This is a genomic window from Aromatoleum buckelii (assembly GCF_012910785.2).
Taxonomy (GTDB): domain Bacteria; phylum Pseudomonadota; class Gammaproteobacteria; order Burkholderiales; family Rhodocyclaceae; genus Aromatoleum; species Aromatoleum buckelii.
The window spans coordinates 1247047-1262480 of record NZ_WTVH02000010.1; the positions used below are offsets into that span (position 1 = coordinate 1247047).

Sequence of the window (15434 nt, forward strand, 5' to 3'; positions counted from 1 at the left end):
TTGTCATTCTACTTGCGCAGCGCGCGAGCGAGCGCGTCGGCCATCGCGCCGCCGGCATTGCCCCGTCCGTCGTTGCCGCGCCCGTCGTTGCGACCGGCGCTGCGCGCGGTGTTCCGCTCCGGCCGCGCTCCGCCGTCGTGCCTGCCGCGCGCGCCCGTGTCGCCGGCCGCCGCGCCTGCGGCGGCCGGCGGCTCGTCGCTCAGGCGCATCGTCAGCGCGATGCGCTTGCGCGCCAGGTCGACCTCCAGCACTTTGACTTTCACGACCTGTCCGGCCTTGACGACGCTGTGCGGATCCTTGACGAAGCGCTCGGCGAGCGCCGAGATATGCACGAGGCCGTCCTGGTGCACGCCGATGTCGACGAACGCGCCGAAGTTCGTGACGTTCGTCACCGTGCCTTCGAGCGTCATTCCCGGGGCGAGATCCTTCAGCGTCTCGACCCCTTCGCGGAAAGTCGCGGTGCGAAATTCCGGGCGCGGGTCGCGGCCGGGTTTTTCCAGCTCGGCGAGGATGTCCTGGACTGTCGGCAGGCCGAAGCGCTCGTCGGTGAATTCGGCCGGACGCAGCGTCTTGACGAACGCCGGGTTGCCCATCAGCTCGCGCACGCTCTTCGCGACGCGCGCGAGGATGCGCTCGACGACCGGGTACGCTTCGGGGTGCACCGCGGACGCATCGAGCGGGTTGTCACCGCTCGGGATGCGCAGGAAGCCGGCCGCCAGCTCGAAAGTTTTCGGCCCGAGCCGCGACACGCCCTTGAGCGCGTCGCGGCTGCGGAACGGGCCGTTCGCGTTGCGGTGTTCGACGATGTTGCCGGCGAGCGTTGCGTTGAGCCCCGAAATGCGCGCGAGCAGCGCCGACGATGCGGTATTCACATCGACGCCGACGGCATTGACGCAATCCTCGACGACCGCGTCGAGGCTCTTCGCCAGCCGCGACTGGTTGACGTCGTGCTGGTACTGGCCGACGCCGATCGACTTCGGGTCGATCTTGACGAGTTCGGCGAGCGGATCCTGCAGGCGCCGCGCGATCGACACCGCGCCGCGCAGCGACACGTCGAGATCCGGGAATTCGCGCGCCGCGAGTTCCGATGCCGAATACACCGACGCGCCGGCTTCGGACACCGTGACGCGCGTGAGCCGCAGTTGCGGCGCCGCGTCCATCAGGTCGGCGACGAGCTTGTCGGTCTCGCGCGACGCCGTGCCGTTGCCGATCGCGACGAGCTCGACGGCGTGCTTCTTCGCCAGCGCGGCGAGCGTCGCGAGCGACCCGTCGCGATCGCGGCGCGGCTCGAACGGGTAGATCGTCGCGGTGTCGACGAGCTTGCCGGTGGCGTCGATGACGGCGACCTTGACGCCGGTGCGGATGCCCGGATCGAGACCCATCGTCGTCCGCGCGCCGGCTGGCGCCGCGAGCAGCAGATCCTTCAGGTTGCGCGCGAAGACGCGGATCGCCTCTTCCTCGGCGCGCTCGCGCAGCGCGTTCATCAGCTCGAGCTCGAGGTGCAGCGAAATCTTCACGTTCCACGCCCAGCGCACCGTCTCGCGCAGCCACTTGTCGGCCGCACGGCCCTGGTCGCGCACCCCGAAGCGGGCGGCGATGCGCCCTTCACACGGGTGGGGCGCGTCCGGGTCCGGCTGGTCGACGGTCAGCGCGAGGCGCAGCACCCCTTCGTTGCGTCCGCGCAGCAGCGCCAGCGCGCGGTGCGACGGCAGCGCGGCGATCGGCTCGCGGAAGTCGAACCAGTCGCGGAACTTCGCGCCGTCGTTCTCCTTTCCTTCGACGACCCCCGAGCTCACCTGGCCGTGCTCCTGCAGCCAGGCGCGCAGCGTGCCGAGCAGCTCAGCGTCTTCGGCGAAGCGCTCGATGAGGATCTGGCGCGCGCCGTCGAGCACGCTCTTCGTGTCGGCGAAGCCCGCGTCGGCGTTCAGATAACGCTGCGCTTCGCTTTCCGGCGTCAGCGTCGCGTCGCCGAGCAGCGCGAGCGCGAGCGGTTCGATGCCGGCTTCGCGCGCGATCTGGGCTTTCGTGCGGCGCTTCTGCTTGTACGGCAGATACAGGTCCTCGAGGCGCTGCTTGGTGTCGGCAGTCGCGATCTGCGCGTGCAGCGCGTCGGTGAGCTTGCCCTGCTCGGCGATCGACGCCAGCACGGTCGCGCGGCGGTCTTCGAGTTCGCGCAGGTAGCCGAGACGTTCGTCGAGCGTGCGCAGCTGCGTGTCGTCGAGCCCGCCGGTGACTTCCTTGCGGTAGCGCGCGATGAACGGCACGGTTGCGCCTTCGTCGAGCAGGGCGATCGCGGCGATGACCTGGCGGGGCTGCGCGGCGAGTTCGATGGCAATGCGTTGTTCGATGGGCGGGAGCATGAGGGAATCAATGGCCGAGAAGGCGGCAAGCGGCCGCCGGGCAAAGGACGCGATGGTGCAACAACCGGCCGCATCGCCGCAAGCGCCGCGGGGGCCCCCTGGCCGCGCCTGTTGCCGCCGTCACAGTGCGATCAGGGTTTGCCGCCCGTACCACTGCTCGCCGGCGTCGAGCTCGATCCGGCGGCGTGCGGCCGCGGCTTCGACGCACAGCATGTGCCGGAAGCCGTTGGCCGGCATGTCGGGCAGTTGGGCGCAGCGCTGTTCCCACGGGTTCCACACCACGACGTCCGGAAAGCCTTCGACGTTGATGCCGAGGCTGCGCCCGCCGTCGCGCAGCAGCAGCGGGCGCTGCACGTCGTGATAGACGCGGTCGGTCTCGGCTTCGACGACGAGCGCATCGCCGCTGTCGCGCTTGATCCGGTCGTTGTCGGCGGCGTCGCGGTATTCGTGGCCGTGCAGGCCTTCGAGACGGGCGTTCTCGACTTCGCCGACGCGCAGGTAGGTGTGCAGCGCGGCGGTGAACGCAAACGGCGCGTGGCCGGTGTTCCCGACTTCGAGCTCGACGCCGAGGCGATCGCCCTCGATGATCACCGTGATCTCGGCGGAGAAGCGCTGCGGCCACGCCGCGTAGCTCGCATCGTCTTCGCTCGTCGTCAGCGTCACCAGCGCGAAGTCGTCGCCGCTGCGCTGCTCGCCGACGGTCCACGGCCGCGTGCGCAGGAGGCCGTGCTTCGGCAGCCTGCCGAGCGCGGCGAACTGCGGAAAGCACACTGGAATGCCACCGCGGATCGGCGTGCTGCCGTCGTGGCGCGCCTGCGGACTGAGGTACAGCCACTCGCTGCCGCCGGCCGGGGTCCAGGACAGCACCTGGGCGCCGAACAGCGAGACGACCGCGTGCGCGCCGCCCGGCGTGCGCAGGACGAGCGCGGGTTGATCGTGGAAAGTGCGTGTTTCGATGGATGCGGGCATGAGCGGGGAAACTGGGATCGGTCGTGGGGGAGCAGCGTTTCGGGGCAGTCCTGGGGGGTCAGTCAGTCCTGCAGTGGCAGCACGCCGATCTTGACGGTGCTGTCTTCCGGATCGTTCGACAGCGTGAAGCCGAGCCCCTGCACGAACTTCAGCATCCGCTCGTTGTTCGCGAGGAATACGCCGTTCATGTACATGATGCCCTTGTTGCGCGCGGTCTCGATGAGGACCCCCATCAGCTTGCGCGCGAGGCCGTGGCGCTGCCACGCGTCGGCGACGACGATCGCGAATTCGCAGGATTCGCCGTCCGGGTTCACCGCATAGCGGCACACGCCGATCTCGACTTCCTTGCCGCCTTCCTGGATCGTCGCGAGGAACGCCATCTCGCGGTCGTAGTCGATCTGCGTCAGCCGCGCGACCATCGCCGGCGGCAGCTCGCGCATCGTGTTCATGAAGCGGTAGTACTTCGTCTCGGCCGACAGCGTGCGAACGAACTCGACTTCGAGCTCGGCGTCTTCCGGCTTGATCGGCCGGATCGTGACCTCGGTGCCGTCGACACTCGTCCACTTCGTGATGAGCTGCGACGGATACGGATGGATCGCCATGTGCGCGTAGCGATCGACCGACGGCGAGACGTTCTCGACCGTCACGCGCGCGTCGACGGCGACCGCGCCGTTCTCGTCGACGATCAGCGGATTGATCTCGAGCTCGGTGATCCACGGCAGTTCGCACACCATCTCCGAGACGCGCAGCAGCACGAACTCGAGCGATTCCATCTTCACCGGCGGCATCGTGCGGAATTCGCCGAGCAGCGGGGACACGCGCGACGACTTGATCAGGTCGCGCACGAGGTAGTGGTTCAGCGGCGGCAGCGCGACTTCCATGTCGCGGTTCGCGACGACGCGGTTACCGCCTTCGCCGAACGTGATCACCGGGCCGAACACCGCGTCGCGCTTGACGCCGACGACGAGTTCCCGGCCGTTGCGCTTGAGGATCATCGGCTCGATCGCGACGCCGTTGATCGTCGCCGCAGGCTTGTTCTTGCGCACGTCCTCGAGGATTTCCTGGTACGCCGTGCGCACCGCCGCAAGGCTGCCGAGATTGAGCCGCACGCCGCCCGAGTCGGCCTTGTGGATGATCGACGGCGAGTCGATCTTCATCACCACCGGCAGGCCGATTTCCTCGGCGAGCACCATCGCCTCGGTCGCCGAGCGCGCGACGACGGTCTGCGCGATCGGGATGCGGAACGCCGCGAGCAGCGCTTTCGATTCCATCGAGTTGAGCACCGTGCGGCGCTCGGCCAGCGCGGTCTCGATGACCAATCGCGCGCTCTCGACGCTGGGCGGGTTCAGGTGCGACAGCGACGCCGGCGTCTGCATCAGCAGCTTCTGGTTGCGGTAGTACGCCGACAGGTGGCTGAACAGCTCGACCGCCGGCTCGGGCGTGCGGAAAGTCGGGATGCCGGCCGCTTCGAAAGCCTTGCGCCCGGGGCCGACCAGCTGCTCGCCCATCCAGCACGTCACGACCGGCTTGTCGGCGGTCTTCTCGAGCTCGACGACCGCTTCGGCGACCGCGGTCGGATCGGTGTTCGCCTGCGGCGTCAGCATCACCAGCACGCCGTCGACGTTCGGCCCTTCGAGCACCGCCTGAACGGCCTTGCGATAGCGCTCGACGTCGGCGTCGCCGAGGACGTCCACCGGGTTGCCGTGCGACCATCCGGCCGGCAGCGCAGCGTTGAGCTTTTCCATCGTGCCCTCCGAGAACTCGGAAAGCGGGATGCCGAGATCGGCCGCGCGGTCGGCCGCCATCACGCCGGGTCCACCGCCGTTGGTGACAATCGCCAGGCGGTTGCCCCGCGGGCGGAAGTGGGAGAACAGCGCGTTCGCCGCGGCGAAGAGCTGCCCCATGTTGTACAGGCGGATGACGCCGGCCCGCCGCAGCGCGGCATCGAAGACCGCGTCGTTGCCGCTCATCGAGCCCGAATGCGAGCGGATCGCGCGCGACACGTCCGGGTGGCGCCCGACCTTGATCAGCAGCACCGGCTTGACGCGCGCTGCGCCGCGCAGCGCGCTCATGAAGCGGCGCGCGTCGCGGATGCCTTCGACATACATGATGATGCTCTCGGTGCGCGGGTCCGAGATCATGTATTCGAGCACTTCGCCGAAGTCGATGTCGCTCGACGAACCGAGCGAGACGACTGCCGAGAAGCCGATGTTGTTCGGCTCCGCCCAGTCCAGGATCGACGTGCACAGCGCCCCGGACTGCGAGATCAGGCCGATCGTGCCCTTGATCGCGCTGACGTGCGCGAAAGTCGCGTTCAGGCCCAGCACCGGACGCATGATGCCGAGGCAGTTCGGGCCGAGCAGCCGGATGCGGTAGCGGCGTGCCGCTTCGACGACGTGGCGTTCGAGCAGCGCGCCGCGCGGGCCGGTCTCGGAGAATCCCGTCGACATGATGATGACCGCCTTCACGCCGGCGCGACCGCAGCTCTCGACGACCGACAGCACCTGGCTCGCAGGCACCGCGATGACGACGAGGTCGAGCCGGTGCGGCACGTCCTCGACGGATTTGTAGCACGGCACTCCCAGCACCGATTCATGCTTCGGGTTGACGGCGAACAGCCGACCGCGAAAACCCGCGTTCTGCATGTTGCGGATCACCACGTTGCCCAGCGATGCTTCACGTTGGCTCGCGCCGATCACGCCTACCGATTTGGGTTCGAGCAGGGGACTGAGGTAGTGCTTCTCTTTCATTTTTTATCGCCTGAATGCAGGGTCCGTAACCGCTGGCCATGGGCCGCGAGGCCTTGGAAGCCTTCGTTGGCCGCGCTTCGATGAGTACCGGAATTGCAGTCGTTACAGTCTGGTCGAATCTGAGCCGAGTGCAAGCTTACTGCAGTGCACCATGAGTCATTGTGACATAAGTGGCAAGGCATTCCGATGGGGAGTTTCCGCAATCCGGGGCGGCGCGTCCGCTCGCCCGGGCGGTCATCCGCCGAGCGTGAAATAGAAGCTCGCGCCCTCGCCGGGCTTCGACTTCGCCCAGATCTGCCCGCCGTGGCGCTCGATGATGCGGTAGGTCGTCGCGAGGCCTATCCCGGAGCCCGGAAAATCGGTGCCGGTGTGCAGGCGGTGAAAGGCGCGGAACAGGTTGTTCGCAAACGTCATGTCGAAGCCCACGCCATCGTCGGTGACGCAGAACACTCGCTGGCCCAGATCGCGCCTGGCCGTCAGCGAGATGTGCGCGACCTCGTTGCGCGAAGAAAACTTCCACGCGTTGCCGAGCAGATTCTGCAGCGCGAGCTGCATCAGTCCGCGGTCGGCCCTCACGATCAGGTCCCTTGTTATCTCCACCTCGACGCGCCGCTCCGGCTCGTTCCGGCGCAGCTCGTCGATGATCTGGATCGCGAGTTCCGACAGATCGAAAGTTTCCTTCTGCAGCGAATGGCGCGCCAGGTGCGCGAGCTTGATCAGGTCGTCGATGAGGTGGGACATGCGCATGCCGGCCTTGCGGATCCGTACGATATGGTCCCGCGCGTTCGGCTCGACGCGGTCGCCGAGTTCTTCCTCGAGGATGCGGGCGAACCCGTCGATCGCGCGCAGCGGCGCGCGCAGGTCGTGGGACACCGAATACGAAAACGCTTCGAGCTCGCGGTTCGCCGCTTCCAGTTCCGCGGTGCGGACGCGCACCCGCGACTCGAGCTCGCGATTGAGATTGCGCAGTGTCATCTCGGCGATCTTGCGCGCCGAGATGTCGAACAGCGTTCCCGCCAGGCCGCGCGGCGCCGTGTCTTCTTCGTTGCCGTGGTCGACGCGACGCGCGGTCGCCTCGACCCAGCGTATCTCGCCGTTTCGCGTCAGCAGCCGCAATTGGGCGGTCCACGCCGGGAGTTCCAGCCGGTGGACCAGCGATATCTGGTGCTCCGCCGCGACGCGGTCGTCCGGGTGGAAGTGATCGACCAGCGCGGTGTCGAGGCTCTCCGTCAGCGTGTAGCCGGTGATCGATTCCCAGCCCCGGTTCAGGAACGTCAGCCGGCCGTTTTCGTCGGTACGGAAAATGATCTCGTTGACCGAGTCGATCAGCTCGCGATAGCGCACCTGGTTCTCGCGCAGCGACTGTTCGGACTCGACCCGCTCCGTGATGTCCCGCCCGATGCCGTGGTAACCCGCGAAGCTTCCGTCGCGGTGGAGCGGGCGCCCGACCAGTTCGAGATAGCGGCGCCTCCCGGTGCTGTCGCGCCGGCATAGCGTCAGGCTCAGCGGCGCCTGCTGCACGAGGCTCTCACGCCAAGCCTCGCGGCTTTGCGCTGCCGTGTCCCCGCAGTCGAGCTCCCACGGCGTGTGCCCGATAAACTCCATCGGGTCGATTCGCGAGCGCTCCTGCAGGCCGGGGGTAATGTGGACATAGCGGTGCTGGGCGTCAGTCTTCCATTGCCAGTCCGACGACAGGTCGAGCAGTTCGACGAGTTCGGCGGAATCGAAGCCGGCGACGCCGAGCGCTTCGACGGCAGGCGGCGGGCGCCGGAAAACATGCCAGGCGAACAGGGCGACGAGAACCAGGAGCAGGCCTGCGAGCGGCGCGGCCAGCGGCAACGCGGAGGCGAACAGTGGCGGGTGGGCCAGCAGTGGGGAGGAAGTCATCAGCGCCGCCGCGAGTGCCGCACCGGCAAGTCGACGCGCCCACGACGGAAAAGACTCATGAGACGTTTTCACAGTGTTTTCGTCGGAGTGAGTCGGGATCGAAAACTACGGATGGCCCGCGCTCGTCAGGGGAATCTTACCTGCCGGGGCGGGGGCGGGGCGCGCTATTGCCCTGAATTGTTACGCATAAGCCGGACGGGCGGCCGAGTCGACTGCCCGAATCGGGTTGTGAACGCGCTAGCGGCGGCGCCGCCGAAGAGGCCTCGTCATGCCGCGGGGGGCCGGCTAGAATCGATGCCGCCCGCACCGGAAAACGACAGAAAGGAAACCCGATGACCGCTCCCCCTGATTCAGCCGTTGCCGATCCTTCAGCGTGGGTTGCGCGCTTCGCGACGCTGATCCCCGCCGGTGGGCGAGTGCTCGACTTCGCGTGCGGACGCGGTCGGCATGCGCGCTGGCTGGCCCGCCACGGCTGGGAGGTCGAGGCAGTGGACCGGGATGCGGCGGCGCTGGCGACGTTCGCCGGCGAGCCGCGCGTCAGCGTCGCGCAGGTGGACCTCGAAAACGGGGACTGGCCTTACGGGACCGCGTGCTTCGACGCGATCGTCGTGACCAATTATCTCTACCGGCCGCGTCTCGAACTGCTGCTCGACTGCCTCGCTGCCGACGGCGTGCTGATCTACGAAACCTTCATGCTCGGCAACGAGCGCTTCGGCCGGCCCGGCAACCCGGAGTTTCTGCTGCGCCCCGGCGAACTGCTCGAACGCCTCGCCGGTGATTACACGATCGTCGCGTTCGAGCAGGGCGAAGTCGCCCGGCCGCGCCCGGCGGTCGTGCAGCGCGTGTGCGCCGTCAAGGGGCAGGGCATCACGGTGTTGCCGGATCGGCCACCCGAGTAAGCGCTTCGGGCAGCGCCGCGGCGGCAGCGAGTATGCGCCGTGCCAGCGCCTCGATGCCGGCCGGCGACAGATCGTCGCTCGTGAAGATCGGCGCGCTCGGAAAACGGGTGAAATTCCTGTTCTGCGAGCGGTGGTAGAGCGGATCGTAGTGCAGCTCGATGAACTCGGCGAAAAGCGTCGGCAGGTCGTGCGCCGCGGCAAGGGTCTTCCAGCGTTCCAGCGTCTCGTTGCTCTGCAGGCCCTTGAGGAAGTCGATTTTCTTCTGCAGGTCGGCGATGTCGTCGCCGAGGTACGCGTAGTCGCGCACGAGGAACTCGAGGCGCGCTTCGCGGCTGGCCTCGATCGCGACGCAGGGGCTCGCGCGCATGTGCCGGATCAGCGCCTCGGGCACCTGGATGCGGCCGATCTTGCGGCTTTCGGCTTCGACGAACACTGGCCGGGCCGAGTCGAGCGCATGCAGCGTGCGGAACAGTTCGGTTTCGAACGATTTCTGCGTCGGCTGCGGGCGGTCCGGCAACGCGCCGAGCACCGAGCCCTTGTGCGCGGCGAGATGCTCGAGATCTAGCACCTGCGCGCCGAGCTTTGCCAGCGCGTCGAGGACGCGCGTCTTGGCGCTGCCGGTCGCGCCGCACACCACCCGCAGGTCGAAGCGCGCCGGGAGCTCTTCGAGTTCCGCGACCACCATCCGCCGCCACGTCTTGTAGCCGCCTTCGAGCTGGCACGCATCCCAGCCGATCAGCCGCAGCCAGGTGACGAACGCGCCGCTGCGCTGGCCGCCGCGCCAGCAATACACCAGCGGCCGCCAGTTCTTCGGCTTGTCGTGGAAGCGGGTTTTCAGGTGATGCGCGATGTTCTCGGCGACCATCGCCGCGCCGACGCGCCGTGCCTCGAACGCGGACTGCTGCTTGTAGATCGTGCCGACGACGACACGCTGCGCGTTGTCGAGCACCGGGCAGCTGATCGCGCCGGGAATGCGGTCTTCGTCGAATTCCGCCGGGCTGCGGGCGTCGATGATCTCGTCAAAGGCGGACAGCTGTGCTACGGTCGCGATGCCTTTTTTCATGCGTTGTCGCGGTGCTCCGGCCTGCGCCGGGCAACCGTTTCTCCCTCTGGAATCCATGGATCAGATCAAACTCACGCAATTCTCCCACGGCGGCGGATGCGGCTGCAAAATCGCTCCCGCCGTGCTGTCGAAGCTGCTCGCGCACGCCCCAGCGGGCCTGGTCCCGCCGGATCTGCTGGTCGGCACCGAGACCGCCGACGACGCTGCCGTGTATCGCCTCAACGACCGCCAGGCGATCGTCGCGACAACCGACTTCTTCACACCGATCGTCGACGACCCGTTCGATTTCGGCCGCATCGCCGCGACCAACGCGCTGTCCGACGTCTACGCGATGGGGGGGCGCCCGATCATGGCGCTCGCGATCGTCGGCATGCCGATCGACAAGCTGCCGCCCGAAGTCATCGGCCGCATCCTCGAAGGCGGCGCGTCGGTGTGCCGCGACGCCGGCATCCCGATCGCCGGCGGGCATTCGATCGACGTACTCGAACCGATCTACGGACTCGTCGGCCTGGGCGTCGTCGACCCCGCCCAGGTCAAGACCAACGCCGGCGCGCAGGCCGGCGACGTGCTGATCCTGACCAAGCCGCTCGGCATCGGCATCCTGTCGGCTGGGCTCAAGAAAGGCCTGCTCGAAGATGCCGACTATGCCGCAATGCTGCACTGGACGACGCTGCTGAACCGGGTCGGGATGCATCTTGCCGGCATGGCGGGCGTGCATGCGGTGACCGATGTCACCGGTTTCGGCCTGGCCGGGCACCTGCTCGAAATCTGCCGCGCCTCGGCGCTCGCGGCGAGCGTGGCGTTCGACGAGCTACCGACGATCGACTCGGCGTTGCAGCTCGTGCGCGACGGCATCGCGACGGGGGCTTCGACGCGCAACTGGGCGAGCTACGGCGAATCGATCCGCTTCGCGGCTGAAGCGCCCGAGTGGCAGCGCAAGCTCGTCACCGATCCGCAGACGAGCGGCGGGCTGCTGATCGCGTGCACGCCCGATGCCGTGGACGAAGTGCTTGCGGCGATCCGCGCGGAGCAGGGCAGCGACGGCCATGTCATCGGCCAGATGGAGGCGGGCGAACCGCTGCTGCGCATCGTTTGACGGCGGGCGCAGGCGAGTCCCGGCTATCCCTTCAGCATCGACACGAGCTGTCTCCAGACGGTGTCGACGATCAGTTCCTGCGCTTCGGCCGTCGGGTGGATGCCGTCGGACTGGAACATCTCGTGACGCTCGGCGAAGCCGTCGAGCAGGAACGGCACCAGCGGCACCTTGTGCTCGCGTGCGACGTCGGCGAAAGTCTGCTCGAAGCGCTGCCTGTAAGGGGGGCCGTAATTCGGCGGCATCTGCATGCCGATCAGCAGCACGCGGGTGCCACGGCTGCGCGCCGCGTCGATCATCGCGGCGAGGTTCTCCGCGAGCAGCCGCGGCGGCAGGCCGCGCAGGCCGTCGTTGGCGCCGAGTTCGAGGATCAGCAGGTCCGGTTCGTGGCGGTCGAGCGCAGCGGGCAGGCGCGAGCGCCCGCCCGACGACGTCTCGCCGCTGACGCTGCCGTTGATCACCGTGTGGCGGAACCCTTCGCGTTCGAGGCGCGTCTGCAAAAGGGTAGGCCAGTCCTGCTTCGGGCGCAGGCCGTAGCCGGCCGAGAGGCTGTCGCCCCACACCAGTATCGTTGCCGCCTGCGCGGCGCCTGAAACCATTATTGCGAAGAAGAAGATCACGATGGATCGCAGCAGCATGGAGTTCTCCGTTCCGGTGATCGAAGTCGCCGGCCTGTGCAAAAGCGTCCCGCTCGGCGACGGCGCGGGAGTCCTGCGCATTCTGCATGAGGTTTCGTTCAGCGTGGGCGCAGGTGAGTCGGTCGCGATCGTCGGCGCGTCCGGCTCCGGCAAATCCACGCTGCTCGGATTGCTCGCCGGGCTCGATGTTCCCAGCGCCGGGACCGTGCGTCTCCAGGGCACCGACATTTTCTCGCTCGACGAGGATGCGCGCGCGGCGTTGCGCGGCGAATCGGTCGGCTTCGTGTTCCAGTCGTTCCAGCTGCTGCCGGCGCTGACCGCGCTCGAAAACGTCATGCTGCCGCTCGAGCTCGCCGGCGCCGACGATGCCGAGGCCATCGCGCGCCAGTGGCTCGGGCGGGTGGGGCTCGCTGCCCGCGTGCGCCATTACCCGAAGCATCTTTCCGGCGGCGAACAGCAGCGCGTCGCGCTCGCCCGGGCGTTCGCGCCGAGCCCGCGGCTGCTGCTCGCCGACGAGCCGACCGGCAACCTCGACGCCGCGACCGGCGAGGCGGTCATCGAGCTGATCTTTTCGCTGAACCGCGAAGCGGGCACGACGCTGATCCTCGTGACCCATGACGAATCGCTGGCGCGCCGCTGCGGGCGGATATTGCGGATGCACAACGGCGCGCTGAGCGAGCCGGCGATCGAGCTCGGTACGGCAAGCTAGCGGTTCGCCTCGGGGGCTGTCGGCTCGAGCGCCTGCAGCACGCGTGCCGCGGTGGCGACGCCCGAGCGCACCGCGGACTCGAGCGTGGCCGGATAGTCCGGGTCGAGATAGTCGCCGGCAAGCCACAGCCCGGGGAGCGGCGTCTGCGGGCCGGGACGGGCGAGGCCCGGGCGGCATGCGAAAGTCGCGCGTTTCTCGGTGATGACCTGCGACCATTCCGCCGCGGGCAGGCGGCGTTGCAGCTGGCGTTCGAGCTGCGCATGCACCGCGAGCGTGAGCGCTTCGCGGGACAGCGCCTCGTGTGGGCCGTGCGCGCTGATCACGCAGGCGACGAGACCCGCCGGGCCGCCGAGCAGGCCGCGGTCGAACGCCCACTGCGCCGGGCCGTCGGCGAGGCCGATCATCGCGTGCGCGAGCCGCAGCGGCTCGCCGAGCGCGAGGTACACGGTCGTGATCGGCTCGCTCGGCAGCGCGTCGATCTCCGCGGCGAGCCGGCTGCAGCCGTCGAGCGGGGCGAGCAACGCACCGGCGTGATGCGGCGCGGCGGCGATGACGACATGCGCGTAGCGCTGGTCGGCCGGATCGCCTTCGAGACGGAACACGCCGGCTACCGGGCGGATCGCCTCAACCGCGGTGCCGGTGCGCAGCTTGCCGCGCCGCACCGCGAGATAGCGCGCCGCCGGCACCGGGAAGAGTTCGGACAGGTCGACGCGCGGGATCAGCAGCTCGCTCGCCGAAGCGCCCGCGGCGAGGCTGTCGCGCAGGACGCTCGCGAAGACCTGTGCCGACGCTTCGGCGATCGGCGTGTTCAGTGCCGCGACGCACAGCGGCTCCCACACCAGGCGCGACAGCCGCTCCGGCTGGCGCGTGTCGCGCAGCAGCCGCTCGACCGTCAGCTGCGCGTCGACGCGGAAACGCTGTTTTTTGAGGAAGCGCATCAGCCGCAGCATCGCGAGCCGGTCCGCCCAGCCCAAGCCGGTCGCTCGCAGCACGCCAACCGCCAGATGCAGCGGCGCCGGCAGCCGGGCCGCCTGCAGATGCATGCGGCCGGGCGTGTGCAGCGTCAGTGGCAGGTGTTCGAGCAGCTTCGGCGAGCCGCCTGTGAGGCGCAGCAGGCGCGTCAGTTCGGTGTACGCGCCGATCAGGATGTGCTGGCCGTTATCGACGCGCCAGCCGTCCTTCGCGACGACTCGCGCCCGCCCGCCCAGCGTGTGCGAGCGTTCGAACACCGTCACCGGCACGCGCCGCCGCGCGAGCTCGACTGCGCACGCGAGGCCCGCGTAGCCGGCGCCGACGATTGCGACGGGATGCTGCGTCACGCCGCGGCCATCGCGGGTTCGCGCAGCCTGCGCGTCACGCCCGCACCCACGTCGAGCCGGCGATCCACAGCTTTCTCACCGGTGTCAGCGACGTGCGCCGGTCGAGCACCTGGAAGCCGTCGCGCGCGATCTCGTCGAGCAGCGTGCGATAGATCGCCGCCATCACGAGGCCGGGCCGCTGAGCCTTGCGATCGACTGCCGGCAGATGCTGGAACGCCTGCTCGTAGAACTGGCGCGCGCGTTCGGCCTGAAACTCCATCAGCGCGCGGAAGTTGTCGCCGCCGTGCCCTTCGAGGATCTGGCTCGCCGGCACCTTGAAGCGCTGCAGGTCCTCGATCGGCAGATAGATCCGCCCGCGCCGCGCGTCCTCGCCGACGTCGCGGATGATGTTCGTGAGCTGCAGCGCGATGCCCAGATCGTGCGCGTACTTCAGCGTCTGGCGGTCCCGGTAGCCGAAGATCTCGGCCGCGAGCAGGCCGACGACGCTCGCCGCGCGGTAGCAGTACAGTTGCAGCGCCTTGAAATCGAGGTAGCGCGTCTGCCGCAAGTCCATCTCCATGCCGTCGATGACTTCGAGCATCTGCTCGCGCGGCAGGTTGAAGCGGGCCAGCACGTCCTTCAGCGCGAGGCCGACCGGGTGGCTCGGGTTGCCGCCATATACCCGCGCGATCTCCTGGCGCCACCAGTCGAGCTTGTTGTGCGCGACCTGCACGTCGTTGCATTCATCGACGACGTCGTCGACCTCGCGGCAGAACGCATACAGCGCCGTGATCGCCTGCCGCCGTTCGGGCGGCAGGAACAGGAAGCTGTAATAGAAGCTGGAGCCGCTTTTTGCAGCCTTGTCCTGGCAATACTCGTGAGGGGTCATCCGATTCCTTGATATCGCAGGGCGCGCCACGCGAGCCGCGGCCAGTCGGTGCGGCCGAGCGTCGGGCGGCGGCGGAACACGTCATAGTCCGCCGCTTCGATCCGTTCGAGGATGCGCAGGCCTCCGGCGACCATCAGGCGCAGCTCCCAGCCGATGCGACCCGGCAGGCGGCGTGCGAGCGGCGCGCCTTCGAGCATCGTCGCGCGCGCCCGCTGCACCTCGAACGCCATCAGCGCGCGCCAGCGCTCGTCGCAGCGGCCGGCGTCGATGTCCGCCTCGCCGACGCCGAAGCGCGCGAGCTCGTCCTGCGGCACGTAGATGCGGCGCTTCGCCCAGTCGACCGCGACGTCCTGCCAGAAGTTGATCAACTGCAGGCTCGTGCAGATCCTGTCCGACAGCCGCAGGTTGTCCGGCGTTGCCGCGCCGTACAGATGCAGCAGCAGGCGCCCGACCGGGTTCGCCGAGCGGCGGCAATAATCGGCCAGCTCGGCGAAGTCGGCGTAGCGCGTCTTGCCGACGTCCTGGCCGAACGCGTCGAGGAGGTCGCGGAACAGCGGCAGCGGCAGTGCGTGGGCGCGGATGTTGCGGCCGAGGCGGTCGAACATCGGCGCGAGCCCGACATCGCGCGGTGGTGCGCCGCGCCCGATCGCGTCGAGTTCGAGGCGGTAATCCTTCAACCGCGCCAGCCGTGCAACCGCCGGCGCGTCGCCTTCGTCGGCGATGTCGTCGGCGCTGCGCGCGAACGCGTAAATGGCCTCCACCGGCTCGCGCAAACGGGCCGGAAGCAGCAGCGACGCGACAGGAAAGTTCTCGTAGTGATCGACGGGCATGGCGGGGCGCCGGGAGTATACGCGATCGGCGCGGCGCCTTCCGGTGTTC

General features: G+C 68.6%; 12 protein-coding genes. 3 read left to right on the plus strand and 9 right to left on the minus strand.

Features of this window, described 5'->3' with window-relative positions; genetic code table 11:
• Nucleotides 1-8 precede the first annotated feature (8 nt).
• The 4 genes from GO608_RS16515 to GO608_RS16530 all read right to left on the minus strand — a co-directional run bounded on the left by GO608_RS16515 (nt 9) and on the right by GO608_RS16530 (nt 7966).
• Nucleotides 9-2360, minus strand: coding sequence for a Tex family protein (locus GO608_RS16515; RefSeq protein WP_169199772.1), 2352 nt, complete (start codon nt 2358-2360; stop codon nt 9-11).
• A 120-nt stretch (nt 2361-2480) separates the two neighbouring features.
• Complete coding sequence (locus tag GO608_RS16520) at nt 2481-3329, minus strand: D-hexose-6-phosphate mutarotase (protein WP_169199773.1); 849 nt, start codon at nt 3327-3329, stop codon at nt 2481-2483.
• 62 nt (nt 3330-3391) lie between these two features.
• Nucleotides 3392-6079, minus strand: a complete 2688-nt coding sequence (locus GO608_RS16525) for a bifunctional acetate--CoA ligase family protein/GNAT family N-acetyltransferase (protein ID WP_169199774.1) — start codon at nt 6077-6079, stop codon at nt 3392-3394.
• Between the two features lie 234 nt (nt 6080-6313).
• Nucleotides 6314-7966, minus strand: a complete 1653-nt coding sequence (locus GO608_RS16530) for a sensor histidine kinase (RefSeq protein ID WP_247003241.1) — start codon at nt 7964-7966, stop codon at nt 6314-6316.
• Nucleotides 7967-8298: 332 nt separating this feature from the next.
• On the opposite strand from GO608_RS16530, the gene GO608_RS16535 reads away from it, so the two are divergent.
• Entirely contained in the window at nt 8299-8865 is a 567-nt protein-coding gene (locus GO608_RS16535; RefSeq protein WP_169199775.1) for a class I SAM-dependent methyltransferase, read from the plus strand.
• Here GO608_RS16535 and mnmH read toward each other — a convergent pair.
• Nucleotides 8834-9928, minus strand: a complete 1095-nt coding sequence (mnmH, locus tag GO608_RS16540; RefSeq protein WP_169199776.1) for a tRNA 2-selenouridine(34) synthase MnmH — start codon at nt 9926-9928, stop codon at nt 8834-8836. The genes GO608_RS16535 and mnmH overlap by 32 nt on opposite strands.
• Nucleotides 9929-9983: 55 nt before the next feature.
• Here mnmH and selD point away from each other — a divergent pair, with 55 nt between their 5' ends.
• Nucleotides 9984-11024 carry a selenide, water dikinase SelD gene (selD, locus tag GO608_RS16545; RefSeq protein WP_169199777.1) on the plus strand — a complete coding sequence of 347 codons (1041 nt, stop codon included), beginning with the start codon at nt 9984-9986 and terminating at the stop codon, nt 11022-11024.
• A gap of 23 nt (nt 11025-11047) precedes the next feature.
• Here selD and GO608_RS16550 read toward each other — a convergent pair whose 3' ends face one another.
• A complete protein-coding gene (locus GO608_RS16550; protein WP_169199778.1) occupies nt 11048-11659 on the minus strand; it encodes an arylesterase in 612 nt (203 codons plus the stop codon).
• Here GO608_RS16550 and GO608_RS16555 point away from each other — a divergent pair.
• Nucleotides 11643-12368, plus strand: a complete 726-nt coding sequence (locus GO608_RS16555; RefSeq protein WP_169199779.1) for an ABC transporter ATP-binding protein — start codon at nt 11643-11645, stop codon at nt 12366-12368. The two genes, GO608_RS16550 and GO608_RS16555, sit on opposite strands and share 17 nt — an antisense overlap.
• Here the strand turns inward: GO608_RS16555 and hpnE are convergent.
• The 3 genes from hpnE to hpnC are packed head-to-tail and all read right to left on the minus strand — an operon-like array spanning nt 12365 to nt 15385.
• Nucleotides 12365-13687, minus strand: a complete 1323-nt coding sequence (gene hpnE / locus GO608_RS16560) for a hydroxysqualene dehydroxylase HpnE (RefSeq protein ID WP_169199780.1) — start codon at nt 13685-13687, stop codon at nt 12365-12367. The genes GO608_RS16555 and hpnE overlap by 4 nt on opposite strands.
• 34 nt (nt 13688-13721) lie before the next feature.
• The gene (hpnD, locus tag GO608_RS16565; RefSeq protein ID WP_169199781.1) at nt 13722-14555 is read right to left on the minus strand and encodes a presqualene diphosphate synthase HpnD; all 834 of its coding nucleotides are present in this window, start codon (nt 14553-14555) and stop codon (nt 13722-13724) included.
• Nucleotides 14552-15385, minus strand: coding sequence for a squalene synthase HpnC (gene hpnC, locus GO608_RS16570; protein WP_169199782.1), 834 nt, complete (start codon nt 15383-15385; stop codon nt 14552-14554). The genes hpnD and hpnC overlap by 4 nt, the downstream gene beginning before the upstream one ends.
• Nucleotides 15386-15434: the final 49 nt, after the last annotated feature.

Coding starts and splice junctions, on each gene's coding strand:
- GO608_RS16515 (WP_169199772.1), bottom strand. CDS start 2,360: ATGCTCCCGCCCATCGAACAACGCATTGCCATCGAACTCGCCGCGCAG.
- GO608_RS16520 (WP_169199773.1), bottom strand. CDS start 3,329: ATGCCCGCATCCATCGAAACACGCACTTTCCACGATCAACCCGCGCTC.
- GO608_RS16525 (WP_169199774.1), bottom strand. CDS start 6,079: ATGAAAGAGAAGCACTACCTCAGTCCCCTGCTCGAACCCAAATCGGTA.
- GO608_RS16530 (WP_247003241.1), bottom strand. CDS start 7,966: ATGACTTCCTCCCCACTGCTGGCCCACCCGCCACTGTTCGCCTCCGCG.
- GO608_RS16535 (WP_169199775.1), top strand. CDS start 8,299: ATGACCGCTCCCCCTGATTCAGCCGTTGCCGATCCTTCAGCGTGGGTT.
- mnmH (WP_169199776.1), bottom strand. CDS start 9,928: ATGAAAAAAGGCATCGCGACCGTAGCACAGCTGTCCGCCTTTGACGAG.
- selD (WP_169199777.1), top strand. CDS start 9,984: ATGGATCAGATCAAACTCACGCAATTCTCCCACGGCGGCGGATGCGGC.
- GO608_RS16555 (WP_169199779.1), top strand. CDS start 11,643: ATGGATCGCAGCAGCATGGAGTTCTCCGTTCCGGTGATCGAAGTCGCC.
- GO608_RS16550 (WP_169199778.1), bottom strand. CDS start 11,659: ATGCTGCTGCGATCCATCGTGATCTTCTTCTTCGCAATAATGGTTTCA.
- hpnD (WP_169199781.1), bottom strand. CDS start 14,555: ATGACCCCTCACGAGTATTGCCAGGACAAGGCTGCAAAAAGCGGCTCC.
- hpnC (WP_169199782.1), bottom strand. CDS start 15,385: ATGCCCGTCGATCACTACGAGAACTTTCCTGTCGCGTCGCTGCTGCTT.